At 62.4% G+C, this 17,013-nt stretch carries 12 protein-coding genes; 7 read left to right on the top strand and 5 right to left on the bottom strand.

Annotated features, from left to right (window positions below; genetic code table 11):
- The first annotated feature begins 78 nt into the window (after window positions 1-78).
- The 5 genes from G520_RS0112580 (at window position 79) to G520_RS0112560 (ending at window position 9,304) form a co-directional block, all read left to right on the top strand.
- On the top strand, window positions 79-1,224 hold the full coding sequence (locus G520_RS0112580; protein WP_028535973.1) for a branched-chain amino acid ABC transporter substrate-binding protein: 1,146 nt from the start codon (window positions 79-81) through the stop codon (window positions 1,222-1,224).
- A 150-nt stretch (window positions 1,225-1,374) separates the two neighbouring features.
- Entirely contained in the window at window positions 1,375-2,781 is a 1,407-nt protein-coding gene (locus tag G520_RS22720) for a putative bifunctional diguanylate cyclase/phosphodiesterase (protein ID WP_051229372.1), read from the top strand.
- Window positions 2,782-3,228: 447 nt separating this feature from the next.
- Window positions 3,229-6,675: a pyruvate carboxylase gene (locus tag G520_RS0112570; RefSeq protein ID WP_036666268.1), complete on the top strand. Its 3,447-nt coding sequence runs from the start codon at window positions 3,229-3,231 to the stop codon at window positions 6,673-6,675.
- A 198-nt stretch (window positions 6,676-6,873) separates the two neighbouring features.
- Window positions 6,874-8,481 (top strand): hypothetical protein, encoded by a 1,608-nt coding sequence (locus G520_RS0112565; RefSeq protein WP_028535971.1) that lies wholly within the window; start codon window positions 6,874-6,876, stop codon window positions 8,479-8,481.
- Window positions 8,471-9,304 (top strand): hypothetical protein, encoded by an 834-nt coding sequence (locus G520_RS0112560; protein ID WP_028535970.1) that lies wholly within the window; start codon window positions 8,471-8,473, stop codon window positions 9,302-9,304. The genes G520_RS0112565 and G520_RS0112560 overlap by 11 nt, the downstream gene beginning before the upstream one ends.
- A gap of 34 nt (window positions 9,305-9,338) precedes the next feature.
- Here G520_RS0112560 and eutC read toward each other — a convergent pair whose 3' ends face one another.
- A complete protein-coding gene (eutC, locus tag G520_RS0112555; protein WP_028535969.1) occupies window positions 9,339-10,091 on the bottom strand; it encodes an ethanolamine ammonia-lyase subunit EutC in 753 nt (250 codons plus the stop codon).
- A complete protein-coding gene (locus G520_RS0112550) occupies window positions 10,088-11,479 on the bottom strand; it encodes an ethanolamine ammonia-lyase subunit EutB (protein WP_028535968.1) in 1,392 nt (463 codons plus the stop codon). The genes eutC and G520_RS0112550 overlap by 4 nt, the downstream gene beginning before the upstream one ends.
- A 297-nt stretch (window positions 11,480-11,776) precedes the next feature.
- Here G520_RS0112550 and G520_RS0112545 point away from each other — a divergent pair, with 297 nt between their 5' ends.
- Both G520_RS0112545 and G520_RS25220 read left to right on the top strand, forming a co-directional pair.
- Entirely contained in the window at window positions 11,777-13,309 is a 1,533-nt protein-coding gene (locus tag G520_RS0112545) for an amino acid permease (protein ID WP_051229371.1), read from the top strand.
- 190 nt (window positions 13,310-13,499) lie between these two features.
- Window positions 13,500-13,778, top strand: coding sequence for a cysteine rich repeat-containing protein (locus tag G520_RS25220; RefSeq protein ID WP_036666266.1), 279 nt, complete (start codon window positions 13,500-13,502; stop codon window positions 13,776-13,778).
- Between the two features lie 38 nt (window positions 13,779-13,816).
- Here G520_RS25220 and G520_RS0112535 read toward each other — a convergent pair whose 3' ends face one another.
- The 3 genes from G520_RS0112535 to G520_RS0112525 all read right to left on the bottom strand — a co-directional run.
- Window positions 13,817-14,506 (bottom strand): response regulator, encoded by a 690-nt coding sequence (locus G520_RS0112535; RefSeq protein ID WP_028535966.1) that lies wholly within the window; start codon window positions 14,504-14,506, stop codon window positions 13,817-13,819.
- Window positions 14,499-16,124, bottom strand: a complete 1,626-nt coding sequence (locus tag G520_RS0112530) for an ATP-binding protein (RefSeq protein ID WP_211222825.1) — start codon at window positions 16,122-16,124, stop codon at window positions 14,499-14,501. Before G520_RS0112530 ends, G520_RS0112535 begins: the two co-directional genes overlap by 8 nt.
- A 172-nt stretch (window positions 16,125-16,296) precedes the next feature.
- Window positions 16,297-17,013 (bottom strand): malic enzyme-like NAD(P)-binding protein (locus G520_RS0112525; protein ID WP_028535964.1); only part of this gene is annotated, 717 nt, incomplete at its 5' end.

Below are 17,013 nucleotides of genomic sequence, written 5' to 3'. Positions count from 1 at the left end.
CGTGACTGCTGCAATGCCACAAGCGTGAATGGCGAGTGACCCACGTCGTTGAATCATTACAATAACCAGGGCATCACCATGTATACCATCCGTCTCACCCTCATCGCCGCCAGCGTGCTGGCACTGAGCGCCTGCCATCCGGCCAAGGATCAGGCCTCCTCCAAGAACGACGAAACCGTCGTCAAGATCGGCTCCGCCAATCCGTTGACCGGTCCGTTCGCGCACTGGGGCCATGACGCCGACAACGGCGTCAAGCTGGCCGCCGAAGAAGCCAATGCCGAGAATATCGTTCTCGACGGTAAAAAAGCGCGCTTCGAAATCGTATCCGAAGACGACCAGGCCGACCCCAAAGTTGCCACCCAGGTTGCACAGCGCTTTGTCGATGCGTCCGTCGCCGGCGTCATCGGCCACCTGACGTCAGGCGCCGCGATCCCGGCATCGCGCATTTATTCCGATGCCGGCATTCCCATGATTTCCGGCTCGGTGACCAGTCCGAAGTTTACCGACCAGGGCTACAAGAACACCTTCCGCATCATCGCCGACGACCAGCAACAGGGACAGGCACTGGCCCGTTTTGCCGTCGACAAGCTCAAGGCCAGACAGGTCGCCGTCATCGACGACCGCACCACCTATGGCCAGGGGCTGGCCGATGACTTCTCCCGGGCCATTGAAGCGGCAGGCGGCAAGATCGTCAAGCGCGAGTTCACGACCAATAGCGCGACCGACTTCCGCGCGATCCTGACTTCGATCAAGGGCACGCAACCCGATCTGATTTTCTACGGCGGCATGGATGCCCAGGCCGGCCCGATGGTAAAGCAGATGAAGCAGCTTGGCATGGCTACCCCGTTCATGGGCGCCGATGGCATCAATACGCCTGAATTTGCCAAACTGGCCGGTCCGGATGCCGAAGGCAGCTATGCATCGACCGCCGGTGCCGCCAAGGAAAAAATGCCCGGCTACGCCAGCTTCAACGAAAAGTTCAAGAAACGCTTCAATGCCGAAATACAGGCGTATGCGCCCTATACCTACGATGCTACCCGGGTGCTGATCGCCGCGATGAAGCGCGCAGGGTCCGCCTCGCCGGCCAAATACCTGGCCGAACTGCCGAAGACGGATTTCCAGGGCGTAACGGGCAAGCTTGCCTTCGACGCCAAGGGCAATGTCAAGGACGGCACCGTGACCCTGTACCAGCTCAAAGGCGCCAAGTGGACACTGCTTGACTGAGACGGCTCGGGCGGACGGGATTTCGCCTGCCCCGTTCTCCATACCGATGCCCGCCGCTGGCGGGCATTTTTACGCGGACGGATAGCGCTGACGCCTTCCCGTGGCCGTGCCGGCCAGGCATTGCCCGTGCAATACAACGCCTACCCTCTCATGAGAGGTCGCCAGCGGATCGGCGCCGTCCTGTTTTTCAACGATGTCACAGAGGCCAGGCGCAATGCAGCGCGTATCGAATTTCTGGCCCACCACGACCCGCTGACTTCGCTGGCCAACCGGCTGCTGGCCGAGCAGCGGTTCGCGCACCATTGCGCCGAGATAAAGGAGCCCGGCGGCTCGATCGCCGTTCTTTTTCTCGACCTCGACGGATTCAAGCATATCAACGACACGCTGGGCCATGAAAGCGGCGACCGCATGTTGCAGGCGGTTGCCGACCGGCTGCAACAGCATGTGGCTCAGGATGCCACCGTCAGCCGCGTCGGCGGCGACGAATTCGTCGTTCTGCTGCCAGAGCTGACCGACAGAAAGGCCGCGACAGCGCAGATCGAGTCGCTGCTTCAGGCCCTCGCGCAGCCCTACCGGGTCGGACCGCACCCGCTGTCGGCGTCGGTCTCGATAGGTGCGAGCTTTTTCCCCGATGACGGACCGGATTTCGCGACACTGGTCAAGAAAGCCGACACGGCGATGTACCAGGCGAAGGATGCTGGCCGCAATACCTGGCGTGCATTCGAAACGGCGATGGGCCGTCTGGAGCATCAGACCCTGCATCTGCGCGGCAGCTTCCTCGACGGTCTGCAGAACAACGAGTTCGTCCTGCACGACCAGCCGCAGCTGCGGCTCGCAGACAATCGCCTGATCGGGGCCGAGGCCCTGGTGCGCTGGAAGGATGCGAACGGCAGACTGATCCCGCCCGCGCACTTCATTGCATTGGCGGAAAGCAGCGGCATGATCGTGCCGCTGGGCGAATGGGTGCTGCGCAAGGCCTGCCGGCAAGCGGTGCAATGGCAGGCCCTCCACCCCGAGCCGCTCGTCGTTGCGGTCAATATCTCGGCCATCCAGTTCAAGCGCGGCCTCCTCGAACAGACCGTTGCGGCGGCGCTGCATGAGAGCGGACTTCCCCCGCATCTGCTGGAACTTGAGCTGACCGAGAGCACCTTGCTCACGCAGACAGAAATGGTGCTCGCCACCATGCACCGGCTGCGCGAACTTGGCGTGCGGCTATCCATAGACGACTTCGGAACCGGCTACTCCAGCCTCGCCTATCTCAAGCGGCTGGAAGTCAACAAGCTGAAGATAGATCGCTCTTTCATCGATAACCTGACCGCCTCGCAAGAGGACTCGGTTATCGTCAAGGCCATCATCGAAATGGCGCGCAGCCTCAAGCTGCAAACCCTTGCAGAGGGGGTGGAACAGGAGGCCGTACTGGACTATTTGCGCGAGCTGAAGTGTGACGAAGTACAAGGTTACGTGTTGGCACGCCCGCTGCCGGCGGCCGATTTTCTATGCTATCTGGCGGCCCGGCCGGAGCGGCTGTCGCCGGCCGCCGACACGATGACGGCGTGAATGGCGGCCCCATACGGCGGACCGTGCCGTGTCGGTCTGCATGCAAAGCCCCGCTCGTCGCAAATATTTGCGATAATGCGACCAAATGTCTGAAATGCGACATGCCTTATGAGGTTGGTGAGATTCGCTCGCACCGCGGCGCGCCGCGATGGTGCAACGCGGCATCCGGAACGGCCAAAGTCTTGACAGCTTCGCACAGGTATGACACAAGTTTAGAACATAAAAAAATCATCCATCACAAGGGAACCGGCCAGCCGCAGCGGCATGAATACCGAACGGCCGACCATAGTAGAGAATATGCCATTGATATATCGTTACCTATTTAAGTACACCTCAACCGCGATCGCCCCGCGGCACGCCTCGTCTGTCACCCGCAGCGACATCAAACCGCTGCGTTGAGCCATCCGGTTCGACGCAGAACGATTTTCTTCCCATCCAGGACGTATTATGAAAATCAATAAAATACTCATCGCAAACCGTAGCGAGATCGCAATACGCGTCATGCGTGCCGCATCGGAACTGGGCATCAAAACGGTTGCAATTTATGCAAACGAGGACCGTTTCGCTCTGCACCGCTTCAAGGCAGACGAGAGCTATCGGGTCGGCGACGGTCAAAAACCGATCGCAGCCTATCTCGACATCCAGGAAATCCTGCGCATCGCGCGCCTTGCCAAAGTCGATGCCATACACCCGGGCTATGGCTTCCTGTCGGAGAATCCCGAGTTTGCCGAGGCCTGTACCGAGGCCGGCTTCATTTTCATCGGACCGACGCCCGAAGTGATGCGCACGCTGGGCAACAAGGTCGCCGCACGCAACGTGGCCGAAGCCGCCGGCGTTCCGGTCATGCCTGCGACCAAGCCCCTGCCTGACGATATGCAAAGCGTGCGCCAGATGGCGGCCGAGATAGGCTATCCCCTGATGCTCAAGGCCAGTTGGGGCGGGGGCGGACGCGGCATGCGGGTCATCGAAAACGAGGATGATCTCAATAATCTGGTCGCCGTTGCCAAGCGTGAAGCGCTGTCGGCTTTCGGCAACGACGAGGTCTATCTGGAAAAACTGGTGCGCCGCGCGCGCCATATCGAAGTCCAGCTGCTGGGCGACAAACACGGCGGACTCGTCCACTTGTTCGAGCGCGACTGTTCGGTCCAGCGCCGCAATCAGAAAGTGGTCGAGCGCGCGCCGTCGCCGCTGCTTGACCAGGCCACGCGCGAAGCCCTGTGCTCCGCGGCAATCAAGCTAGGCCGGGCCGTCAATTACACTCACGCCGGTACGGTCGAGTTCCTGATGGACGCCGACACCGGCAAGTTCTACTTCATCGAGGTCAATCCGCGCGTCCAGGTCGAACATACCGTGACCGAGGAAGTCACCGGCATCGATATCGTCAAGGCGCAGATTCACGTGAGCGAAGGCAAGCGCATCGGAGACGGTGCGAGCGGCATACCGCGACAGGAGAACATCCGCCTCAACGGTCATGCCTTGCAGTGTCGTATCACCACCGAGGATCCGGAGCAGAATTTCACGCCCGACTACGGCCGCATCACCGCTTATCGCAGCGCGGCGGGTTTCGGGCTGCGCCTCGATGGCGGCACGGCGTATTCCGGCGCCGTGATCACCCCCTACTACGACTCCCTGCTCGTCAAGGTGACGACCTGGGCGCCAGATGCGGCCGAGGCCATCTTGCGCATGGATCGCGCATTGCGCGAGTTTCGCGTGCGCGGCGTGTCGACCAACCTCGCCTTCCTCGAGAACGTGATCAACCACCCCTTGTTCCGTTCCGGCGAATACACCACGCGTTTCATCGACACGACGCCCGAGCTGTTCAAATTTCCGAAGCGTCGCGACCGCGCCAGCCGCATGCTGAACTTCATCGCCGAAGTCACCGTCAACGGGAATCCCGAGATGAAGGGCCGTGCGGCGCCATCCGGCCACATGCCCGAGGCGCAACGCCCGCACGTCGACCTGACCGCCCCGCTGCTAGCGGGCACCCGCGACCGTCTGCGCGAGCTCGGCGCGGAAGGCTTCGCGCGCTGGATGAAGGATGAGCCGCGCGTACTGATCACCGACACGACAATGCGCGATGCGCACCAGTCTTTGCTGGCGACCCGGATGCGGACGCGCGACATGCTGAATATCGCGCCCTACTACGCCCAGATGCTGCCGCAATTGTTTTCGCTCGAGTGCTGGGGCGGTGCCACATTCGATGTCGCGATGCGCTTCCTCAAGGAAGACCCGTGGCACCGTCTGAGCACGCTGCGCGAAGCGGTGCCCAACATCCTGTTCCAGATGCTGCTGCGCGCATCCAATGCGGTCGGCTACACCAACTATCCCGACAATGTCGTGCGTCACTTCGTCGAGCAGGCGGCGGCGGCCGGCATGGACGTATTCCGCGTATTCGACTCGCTCAACAGCGTCGACAACATGCGGGTGGCGATGGATGCGGTACGCGAAAACGGGGCCTTGTGCGAGGGGACCATCTGCTACACCGGCGACCTGTTCGATGCCTCGCGCCCCAAGTACGCCTTGAAGTACTACGTCGACATGGCGCACGAGCTCGAACGCGCCGGAGCCCACATTCTAGGCATAAAAGACATGGCCGGAGTATGCCGTCCGCGTGCAATCGAGACGCTGGTCCGGACGCTGAAGCAGGAAACCGGGCTCCCTATCCACTTTCATACCCACGATACCAGCGGCATCGCATCGGCCAGCGTGCTGGCCGCGATCAATGCCGGCGTCGACGCCGTCGATGCGGCGATGGACGCGATGAGCGGATTGACCTCGCAACCCAGCTTGGGCGGCATCAACTCCGCTCTGGAAGGGAGCGAGCGCGACCCGCTGCTGCCGCGCGAGGCCATCGCTTCCATTTCCAACTACTGGGAGGGGGTGCGCCGCTACTACGCCCCGTTCGAGTCTGAGATGCGCTCCGGCACGTCGAGTGTCTACGTGCATGAAATGCCCGGCGGCCAGTATACCAATCTGCGCGAGCAAGCCCGTTCGATGGGGATCGATTCGCACTGGCCCGAGATTTGCCAGGCTTACGCCGACGTCAACAAGCTGTTCGGCGACATCGTCAAGGTTACGCCGACCTCCAAGGTCGTCGGCGACATGGCCTTGTACATGGTCGCCAACGGCCTCAAGCCGGAGGATATTCTGGACCCGGAACGCGAAATCGCCTTCCCCAAGTCGGTGGTTCAGCTGTTCAGCGGCGAACTGGGTTTCCCGGCGGACGGCTTCCCGGCCGAACTGCAGAAGAAGGTTCTCGCCGGCCAGGCGCCACTGACCGGCCGTGCCGGCGAGCTGCTGCCACCGGTCGACCTGGTCCTCGCACATCAGGCACTGGAGAAGCAGCTCGGTCGCAAGGTCAGCGAACAGGAGCTCGCGTCCAGCTTGATGTATCCGGAGGTATTCCGCGATTTCGCCGCGCATGAGGCCCGCTTCGGCGACGTTTCGGTCCTGCCGACGCCGACCTTTTTCTACGGTCTCCAGGAGCAGCAGGAAGTTGCCATCGAGATCGAACAAGGCAAGACCTTGCTGCTATTTTTGCAGGGGCGGACCGATCTGAGCGAAGAAGCCTGCGTCAAGCTGTTCTTCGAGCTCAACGGCCAACCGCGGGCCGTTCGCGTCGGCGTCGCCGGTCAGACGGCCAAGAGCCACCACCCCAAGGCAGAGATCGGCAACCCGAACCATGTCGGAGCCGCCATGCCCGGCATCGTGGTGATGGTCGCAGTCAAACCCGGACAGAAGGTCAAGAAAGGCGACCCGCTCCTGTCGATCGAAGCCATGAAGATGGAAACGGTCTTGCGGGCAGAGAACGACGCGACCGTGCGCGAGGTCGTCGCCAAGCGCGGCAGCACCGTCAATGCCCACGACTTGTTGCTAATCCTCTCCAGCGACTGAGCCTCCCCGGCTCGCGCCGCTTCCTGACCATGCAGGGGGCGGCGCGGGCTCCGCCACGCCCCCTTTGTCCGATTGATCCCGCCTTAGCTGTCGCTTTGTCTGTCGTCTACTGTCCGTTTGGCCCTGTTTGCAATACTATACATAAACTATTGTCACCATATGTATCAAATCAACTCAGGACCACGAGGAGGGAGACGCATGTCCGACCTCAGCCCGGCGCTGAAACCCTGCCCGGACCGGCAGCCGACATTCATGCTCGACGCGTCAAGCGACGCGAATCGGACGCTGGCGAGGCGCTACAAAACCCTGTATGGGCACGAGACCGTCACCCTCTGCGGGCGGCAGGGCGTGGGCGAGCCGCCGATAGCGGCCATTTTCACGACCTTCGTCTATACCAGCGGATCGGACTGCACCAGCGACATTGCCTGTTACAGTACGGTCCAGCTGCAGGTTCCCAACGGCAACGCCAGCCACAGCGGCATCCTGTCCGGCCCGGGCGAGGTCAGCCTATCCGTCAACCCCGCCAGCATGCTGCAATTCGGCAGCGCCCCCGACCTGCCGGCCGGCCTCTTCCTTACACGCGGTTCGGTCTCCCTGCCCTCGGCGCCGACAACGCCGGTCACGACACAGGGGAGCGCAGAGCAGCTCTACCTCGGCAACCGGGGCTGCCTGCTGGCGCTGGATCTTGGCAGCGGCCTCGCGCTCACCCAGGGCGAGCCCGGGCACCGGCAGTTGCAAATCAAGCGCAATCTGCGCATGCGCGAGACCGCCGTTTTCGCCCCCAGTTTCGCCCCCCCGCGCGATGACGGCATCAGCTATCAGGGCGATATCGTGCGTGTCGACGGCGATGCCACCCTGGACGAGGGCGCCGTATTGAAGCTCGCGCACAGCCCTCACCCTCTCGTCTTCCCTGCGACGGGTCTGCCCGTGCTGCAGTGCAAGGGCACACATGCGGGGCGGCTGGTGGTCCAGCCTCAGCCGCAGTGGTATCGAACGGACTGGGTCGGCGACACCCTTCATGTTTTCAACCGCAGCCAGACGCTGCTCAGCGGGCGCACATCGGTGCCGCCGACGGGGCACTTCGGCAGCGCCCCCGTCGTCGCGGACGGCGCGGCGCTGATCTACCCCGATTCCGGACAGTGCGAGGATGCCATCGAGTGGATTCGCGCCGGCAGCCTCAACTTCGGTGCGGTCGAAACCGAAGCCGTGCACAGCGGAGACTTGAGCGGGGAAGCCCGTTTGACGGTCTCCACCCCACCCGGCAAGGGCCAGGCCATTCTGGCCTGCAATGTCGACCTGCCCGCCGGGGTGCTCGTCACCGGCGCAGGAAGCCTGCTGGTCTGCGGAGATGCCGCGCGCACGCCGTTCACCCTGTACGGCCCCCTGATCTGTGCAACGCGGATCGCTTCCGTACGCGTGGAAACAGGCAAACTGGGCGTCAGCACGGGGTGTCATCCGGCCGCCCAGACGCTTTGCATTCTGGGTGATCTGGATGTAAGCGCCTCGGGCCTGTTATGCCTGAGCCTTGTACTCGATTCCGAGTCGCAGTCCGTCGTCGCCGCCGACCACATCGCCATCGGCGGCGATGCGCGGTTTGACAGAGGGGCCAGCCTGGCTCTGGACAACTATATGCTAGGACTGCCGATTCCGGTCGACGGTCTGCCCTTGCTGACCGTGTCCGGCCATATCCACGGTCCGGCGCCCGAGTTGATCGCTACCATAGGCCTGTACCTCGAATGGCAAGCCTCTACGCTCTACCTCAGGCAGATCGGGCGCGGCGCATCGGGAGAACGCCATGGCGGATGAAAGGGAGAATGCCTGGCTGGCCCCCGTTCCCGGCATCGACCGCCCCGGCCGCGACCCGCTACCCGACCCCAGTCGTTTTGCCACCCTGCTGCGACGATGCAGAAGGACCATCGATGGCCGTATGAGCCTCGGTGCGGCCCCGCTTGCCGCCGCCGACTCAAGCTTTGTCTATCACCCGGGAGCCGACTGCATCAGCGATGTCGAATGCTATCAGCGCGTGCGTCTACTGATTCCGGAAGGTTGCGCGGTACAGCGCGGCACCCTGACTGGGCCGGCTGTCGTGCTGGTTTTTGCCTGTGCGACGGGGGGCATCGAGTTCATCCGCCCGCTCGACCTCCCCTCCGGTCTCGAAGTCGTTCACGGTTCGGTCGTCATGGCCGATTCGCCCACCACGCCGGTGGCGACCCAGGGCGGAACCGGGCAGAGCTTGCGGCTGGCAGACAGGGGACGGCTCGCGGCACTGGACCTGGGCAGCCGCTTCTCCATCGTCCATGCAAAGGCGGCGGGAAGCGGGCGCGTCGCCATTGCAGGCGACCTGATCGTGCGCGCCAATGGCGCCTGGGCGCCATCGCTGGGCATCGCACTGGCCGACGGCAAGGTTCGCGCGGCCGACCTGATCGCGGTCGGGGGACGCGCCGAGCTGGACCCCGGCGCACTGTTGATGTTATCGGTAGAACACGGCTACCCTGCCGTTCCCGTCGACGGGCTGCCGCTGCTCAAGGCGCGCTTGCACGGCGGCTGCACGCTGAAGGTGCATCCGTGCCCGGAACGTTACGTCACGTTCTGGCGTGCAGACACGCTATACCTGTGCGAGCGGAGTTGAAGACATGCGCTCCGGCCGCTTCGGCACGCCATCGTCACTGCGCCTCGATCAGATCGCTCTCGTCCTTAAGGTTGACGCCGCTCAACCCCAGATGCCGCGCCTGCAGTACAAGCCACGTCATTTTCTGCGCCGCCAGGGCATGGGACAGGCCCGCGCCGCGGATATTGGAGATGCAGTTGCGATCGGCGTCGCTGCAGCCGACATGCGCCTGCCAGGTCAGATACAAGCCCAGGCTGTCGGGTGAAGACAATCCCGGACGTTCACCGATCAGCACCACGACCAGTTTTGCCTGCAGGCATTCGGCCACTTCGTCGCCGAGGGCCACCCGCGCCTGCCGCGCCAGCACGACGGGCCCCACCGAAATGCCTTCCTTCTCCAGGCGCGAGCGCGCTTCGATCAGAAAGGGTTCGGCCTGCTCGTGCACCGCACGCGAGGACAACCCATCGCCGACCATGAAAACCAGATCGCAAGAAGTCTCCGCGGCACACAGCGCCTGTCTCGCGGCAGGAGCCAACTTCCTGCCGAGATCGGGACGCCGCAAATAGGTCGGCCGGTCGCAGGCCTGGCTCTGCGCCATCAGTGTCGTAAAACCGTGCGCCGTCAGCCGCGCGGCCAGGGCCTCCGCATCGAACGGCAGATGCACCGCATCGCGCGCCTGGGCATGCGCGATGCCGAAGCGCAGCACTTCACGGGTCGGCAGGCTCACGCCGCACCGTCCGAGGGCAATGCGCGCAGCGGTAAAACACTTCAGTTTCTGCCAGCTGTCCTGTTGCGAGATATCGCTCATGCGGCCTCCTGCTTCGGCATCACGCCCAACAGAGGGTGGCTGGCCGATGCCGGCAACAGCCGCCCCCCCGCATCGACCACTCCCATTTCGACTAGCCATTGTTCGAATTCGGGGGCGCGCTTGAGACCCAGTACGCGGCGCAGATACAGGGCGTCGTGGAAGGATGTGCTCTGATAATTGAGCATGATGTCGTCGGCTCCCGGCACTCCCATGATGAAATTCACCCCCGCCGTGCCGAGCAAGGTCAGCAGCGTATCCATATCGTCCTGATCGGCTTCGGCATGATTGGTGTAGCACACATCGCACCCCAGCGGCAGTCCGAGCAGCTTGCCGCAGAAATGATCTTCGAGGCCGGCGCGGATGATTTGCTTGCCGTCATACAAATACTCGGGACCGATGAAGCCGACGACCGTATTCACCAGCAAGGGGCGGTAGCGACGTGCCACGGCATAGGCGCGCGCCTCGCAGGTCTGCTGGTCCACCCCATGATGGGCGCCGGCTGACAGCGCGCTGCCCTGCCCTGTCTCGAAGTACATCACATTGTCTCCTAGCGTACCGCGCTCCAGCGACAGCGCAGCCTGGTGCGCTTCGTCGAGAATGGCGAGGTTGATGCCAAAGCCCGCATTCGCTCGCTCGGTGCCTGCGATGGACTGAAACACAAGGTCGACCGGAACGGAACGCTCTATCAGTTGGATGGAGTTGGTGACATGGGTCAGGATGCACGATTGGGTCGGGATCCGGTAGCGCTCGATGACATCGGCAAGCAGATGTTCGAGCGTAGCCAGAGCCGACAGGCTGTCGGTAGCCGGGTTGATGCCTATCACGGCATCGCCGCAACCGTAGAGCAGACCGTCCAGCATCGAGGCGGCGATGCCGCGCGGGTCGTCGGTGGGGTGATTCGGCTGCAGCCTGACCGCAAGATGCCCCGGCAGGCCTATCGTATTGCGAAAACGGGTCACCACCCGGCATTTGGCGGCGACCAGGATCAGATCCTGGTTGCGCATCAATTTGCTGACGGCGGCCACCATCTCGGGCGTAAGACCCGGCGCGACACGGGCGAGGGCCGCACTGTCAGCCGCATCGCCGAGCAACCAGTCGCGCAGTTCCCCCACGCTCAGGCTGGCGATCTCGGCGAAAGCCGCACGATCATGGCTGTCCATGATCAGGCGCGTCACTTCATCGCTTTCGTAGGGAATCAGCGCCTGTTCGACGAAAGTGGAAAGCGGAACATCGGCCAGCGCCAGACGCGCAGCCATCCTCTCTTCCGCGGACTCCGCCGCGACGCCGGCCAGACAATCCCCCGAACGCTCGGGAGTGGCTCTGGCCATCAGGGTTTTCAAGTCGTCGAAACGATAGCGTTTGACACCGATGCTACTGAAGTAAGCCATTGTAGTTGGTCTCCGCCCTTAATGGTGTCAGCCATTGCCAGCATGAATCATGCCTGCCGCCAGCCCCGGCGCGCCGTCTCGCGGCCATCCGGCGTCAAGCGCCAGCCACGGCACATGCCCGGCGCTGGTGCAGTGCACAACAATGGCGCCCCTTTTTTTACCCTGCCTGTGCAGAAGTCAAGTAAAAATCGCGTAAAGCCCCGAAAACGGCGTGGCACGCTTGTTGCAGGTAAACACGCAGTGCGTTGCGAATTATCGCCCAACGCCTTCATATTTCGCTACAGACGAGGTGTATCCATGTCAGACAAGACACCAGAGGTCAAATCGCTTACCGATGCCGATGCGCACGAGTTGCACAAAATGGGCTACACCCAGGAGTTGGCGCGGCGCATGCACGGTTTTTCCAACTTTGCCATCTCCTTTTCCACCATCTGCATTCTGGCAGGGGGCATCACGTCGTTCCAGGCGGGCTTCTCCAGCACAGGTGGCTTCGGCATCGGGGTCGGCTGGCTGGTGGGCGGCGCTTTCGCGCTGATCGTGGCCGCGGCCATGGCCCAGATCGCCTCGGCCTACCCGACTGCCGGCGGTCTCTACCACTGGTCCTCCATCCTCGGCGGTCGCGGCTGGGGCTGGGCCACAGCCTGGGTCAATCTCCTGGGGCTGATTTTCGTGGTGGCGTCGGTCAATGTCGGCGTCTACACCTTGTTCTCGCAGTTGGTATTGACGCCGGTCTTCGGCATCGACGTCTCGCACTGGGGCCCGTGGCAACAAGCGCTGGCCGTTAGCCTGATCACGGCCAGCCAGGCTGTTTTCAACCATATCGGCATCCGCGTGACCAGCAAGCTGACCGACTTCTCGGGCTACCTGATCCTGGCCGTCGCCGTCATACTGACCCTGATCATGTTCTACAGCATCCCGGTGCTGGATGTGTCGCGCCTGTTCACCTTCGTCAACAACAGCGGCGCTCCCGGCGGGAACGTGATTCCGCACAGTAGCGGCTTGATGGCCTTTGCACTGGGTCTGCTGCTGCCGATGTACACCATTACCGGCTTTGACGCTTCCGCCCACACGGCGGAGGAAACCGTCAACGCCAAGGTCACCGTTCCGCGCAGCATGCTGCATGCCGTACTGTGGTCGGTTCTGTTCGGCTACATCCTGATCTGCTCTTTCGTGCTCGCGATGCACAATCCGGCAGCCGCCGCCAAGGATGGCGGGAGCGTGGTCTTCAATCTGCTGGCCGGCCTGCCGATTCCCGTTGCGCTCAAATCGACGCTCTACATCGCCATCGTTGTCGCCAACTATCTGTGCGCGCTGGCTTGTGTAACATCGACCTCGCGCATGGTGTTTGCCTTTGCCCGCGATGGCGGCCTGCCGGGCTCGCACTGGCTGCGTCGCGTGAGTCCGCGCTACAAGTCCCCGGTAAACGCCGTCTGGACCGTGGCCGTGCTCTCCGTTGCCGCCACCCTGTATTCGCCGGCCTTTACCGCCCTGGCGGCCGGTTGCGCGATGTTCCTGTACGTATCCTATGCGATGCCGATTGCCGCCGGGCTGTTCGCCGAAGGCAAAACCTGGACCGATTTCGGTCCGTTCCGCCTGGGCGCACTGTCCAAACCTTTTGCCGCCATCACGGTATTGGGCGTGCTTGGACTGATCTTCATCGCACTGCAACCGCCCAACGACATCATCGACAACTATGCCATTGCCAGTGTGGTGCTGCTGGTCGGCGGCTGGTTCCTGTTCGAACGCCGCCGCTTCGTCGGCCCGCCGCAGATCAAGCCGGCGGCGGCAGGCAGCGCCGAAAGCGAGGGGCTCGTGCGCGAAAACGTCTGATATCGCTCGCGCGAGGATTCAATACGGCATGCACGGCAAAAGGGGCGCTTCATGGGAGCGCCCCTTTTTGCGTCAATCTTCGACTATAGCCCGAATGAGCGTCCGGGCCACTGTCCGAACAGGCAAATGTCAGACAGCCCGCATCCCTTATCATCACGAAAACCCGAACCACTTTCTCATGGAGAGCGAGATGAAGTATTCAGTGATGAAAGGCGGCGCCACCTTGCTGGCCCTGCTCAGCCTGTCGGCCCACGGCGCCGACGCCCCCGAAGCCGGGCCCGCCACCCTGCGCGCCATTCGCGCCTGCAAGCCCGACATCAGGCAGTACTGCCCGAACGTTCCCTCCGGGGACGGACGCATTCTAGCCTGTCTGGAAAAACACGAAAGCACGCTCGACGTTCCTTGCCGCAAAGTCATCGAACACGTAAAAGCCCGCAAGGCCGAGGGAAAAACGCCGGCTCCGTCCTGATCCGGTCCCTGCGCTGCCCGTACGCCCCACCGCCGCGTTCAGTCCGATGCGTCCTGCTTCTTGTAGACACGCTCGGGACGGCCGATGCGGCCATATGAAATCTCGGCTCGCAGAAAACGGTTCTCGACGCAGAATTCGAGATAGCGCCGTGCGGTGGTCTTGCTGATGCCTATCGTGCGCGCCACGCTCTCGGTGGTGTGCTCGTCCGCATTGGCAATGAAAACATCCTTGATCCGCTGCAGGGTCAGCTCCTCGATGCCCTTGGTGTGTTTCTCGCTGCGAAAATCTTTCGACTGCAGGTTGAACAGCTCGTCGACATGATGCTGGTTGACATGATCCTTCGCTTGCTGCGAATCGAAGAAACGGATGTAGCGATCCAGCGTCATCTGCAGACGTTCGTAAGATACCGGCTTGATAATGTAGTCGAACGCACCGTAGCGGATCGCCTTGCTGCATGTTTCCATATCGCTGGCAGCCGTGATGAAGATCACCCGGGTCGGGTAGTCGCAGGAGACGATGTCCTCGAGCAGTTCAATGCCTTTGCCGTCCGGCAAGTAATTGTCCAGCAGCAACAGGTTGGGCTTGAGCACCTGGATCATCTTGCGTGCATCCGACAGATTGGACGCCACGTTCACGGCACGGAAGCGGTTGTTTTTGCGGATGAACTCGGCATGGATTTCGGCCAGCCGAGTTTCATCTTCGACAATAAGCACATCGATATTAGGCATTGCTCTGCGTCCTTTTAGGCACGAAAACGGTAAATACCGTGCCGTAGGGTATATTGTTTTCCACGGTGATCGTCCCTCCCGCCTGCTTGACGTAGCTGCCGACCAGATAGAGTCCGATGCCGCGGTCGGCGCCATCATTGGTACTGACGCCGCGTTCGAACAGCGTGTCGCGCACCGCCGGAGCGATGCCGCGCCCCTTGTCCGCGACCTCGACGATCATTTCGTCGCCGACATCAGAAATGTAGAGCACGATCTGGCGCTCAGGGTAGCCGCTGGATAGCGTCGCGTCGAAGGCATTATCCAGCAGGTTGCCGATGATGGACATCCATTCGACTTCGGTCAGGACATCGGGCAAGGCGTCGAGACAGCACCCCGACTCGAATTCCAGCTCCAGCCCCAGCTCCTGGGCACGATAATATTTACCGATCAGCAACCCGCAAATATGATAGTTGCCGAACGTCATCGAAATATAGTCCAGCACTTTCTGATGTGTGGCTGACTGCGACTGGACCAGCTTCAGCACTTCATCATAGGCCTTGATGTGCAACAGACCGGACACGGTCGAGATCCAGTTCAAATGCTCATGCCGGATCACGCGCAGATTGTCGGCATAGCGTTTGACCTGGCTCAGTTGCAGACTCAGGGTGCTGATGTCGTCTTTGCGGCGGAAACTGATCACCCAGCCCTGAGGGCGGCCATCGATATGGATGCCGACGCGACTGGCAATCACCTGCACCGAATTGAACAGACAGATTTCGTCTTTCTTGTCGCCCTGGCCATCCGCCGCAATCAGGAACGGGCAATCGGGAACCAGCTCATCCAGGCAGACTCCGAGCAATTCGGACGCGGATTGCTGCAACTCGAGAATATCGCGCGCGGCTCGGTTGATTGCAGTCAGATGCCGATCGACATCGAGCGACAACACGCCTTCATAGATCGATTCGAACACGGCCTCCTGCTGCCGGACCAGGCGCGCGATTTCCAGGGGCTCCAGATTGAACATCTGCTTCTTGATGCTGCGGGTAAACAGCCAGGCGCAACAAAACAGCGCGGTCAGCACCGCCAGCAACATGGCGAACAGGGGCATGAACTGGGAGCGGTTCCAGCGCTCGATGCGCGACTGGAAATAGCCGACCGACACCACGCCGATGACCCGTCCGGCCGCATCGCGCACCGGGGCCTTGCCGCGCCACGACAGACCGAGCGTGCCCCGCTTCAGCGTCACCCGACTCTGCCCTTCCCTCAGAACGGCATAGTTGTCGCCGCCCTGCATCGGGCTGCCGACGTTGACAGCGGGATCGGTGTGCATCAAGTGCCGGCCGGCGGCATCGCCTATGACAATGTAACTGGCATCGGACTGCGCTTTGAGGGGAAGAATCAGATGCTTGAGGGCCGCAACGTCACCCTTGCCGACTGCCGCAACGACATCAGGCATGACCGCGATTTCCTGGGCCTGCACCAGCGCGCGAATGCCGATCTGACGATAGAGACTGTCTTCCATCCGACTGAAGACGTACTGCCCGATAATCAGCGACAAGACGAGGGAAACGCTTAGCAACAACAAGAACGACCGCGTCCGGAACGACGCCGCTTTAACCATCGAAATTAACGTGCCCATGTTCTAGATTCCCCCCGGAAACGCGTGCAGACCGTCGCGGCACACGCCGCACGGTCCTCCGCAAGCGGGGGAAATCGTGTCGGAAATCCGGCGTGGCGCCACGGCGTCTCCGCCGCAGGCCAGCCATCATACCAAGAAAAATCCGGTTTCGAGTTGCGCCAAGCGCAGCGGATCAACGCCCGTCGTCTGCCGCCGCCACATGGCGCATGGTCGGGTAGCGCGGCTCCCAGATCTTGGCCCGGATCAGGGCTTCGATCTCGTCGATGCCGAGCGCGGCATCGAGCAGGCCTTCGCGATGCGCCTGCAAACCCACCGCCAGCGCGACGGTATACGACACACGGCGCAGATCGCTGACCGGAGGCAGCAGATTGGCCCGCGGATTGGCCCGCGCCGGCGAGATCGACGCCAGCGCGCGCGCAGCCGCCATGAACAGGCTGTCGGGAATCGACGGCAGCTTGAGCGCGATCGCGGCCAGACCGACACCCGGGAAGATGTAAGAGTTATTGGTCTGGTCGACCTTGAACGGACGCCCGTCGCGTTCGACCGGGGGGAAGGGACTGCCGGTGCCCAGCACCACCCGTCCGTCGGTCCAGTCCAGCAGGTCTTGCGGCAGCGCTTCGCAGCTCGAGGTCGGATTCGACAGCGGGAAGATCACCGGCTGCGCGCAATGGCGCGCCATTTCGCGCACGATCGCCTCGCTGAAAGCGCCCGCCTGTCCGGACACGCCGATCAGCACGGTCGGGTGCGCATTCTTCATGACATCGAGCAAGCTGACGCGCCCCGCCGTTTCCAGCGTCCAGCCGGCAATCGCCGCGGCCGGTTGCACGAAACGGGTCTGGAACGGCTCCAGCGTCGTCATGTCGGTCAAGCCTTCCACCATCAGACCGGC

Origin of the sequence: Paludibacterium yongneupense DSM 18731, assembly GCF_000422925.1 — a bacterium.
GTDB classification, from domain to species: Bacteria; Pseudomonadota; Gammaproteobacteria; order Burkholderiales; family Chromobacteriaceae; genus Paludibacterium; species Paludibacterium yongneupense.
This window is presented reverse-complemented; position numbering and strand designations above follow the sequence as displayed.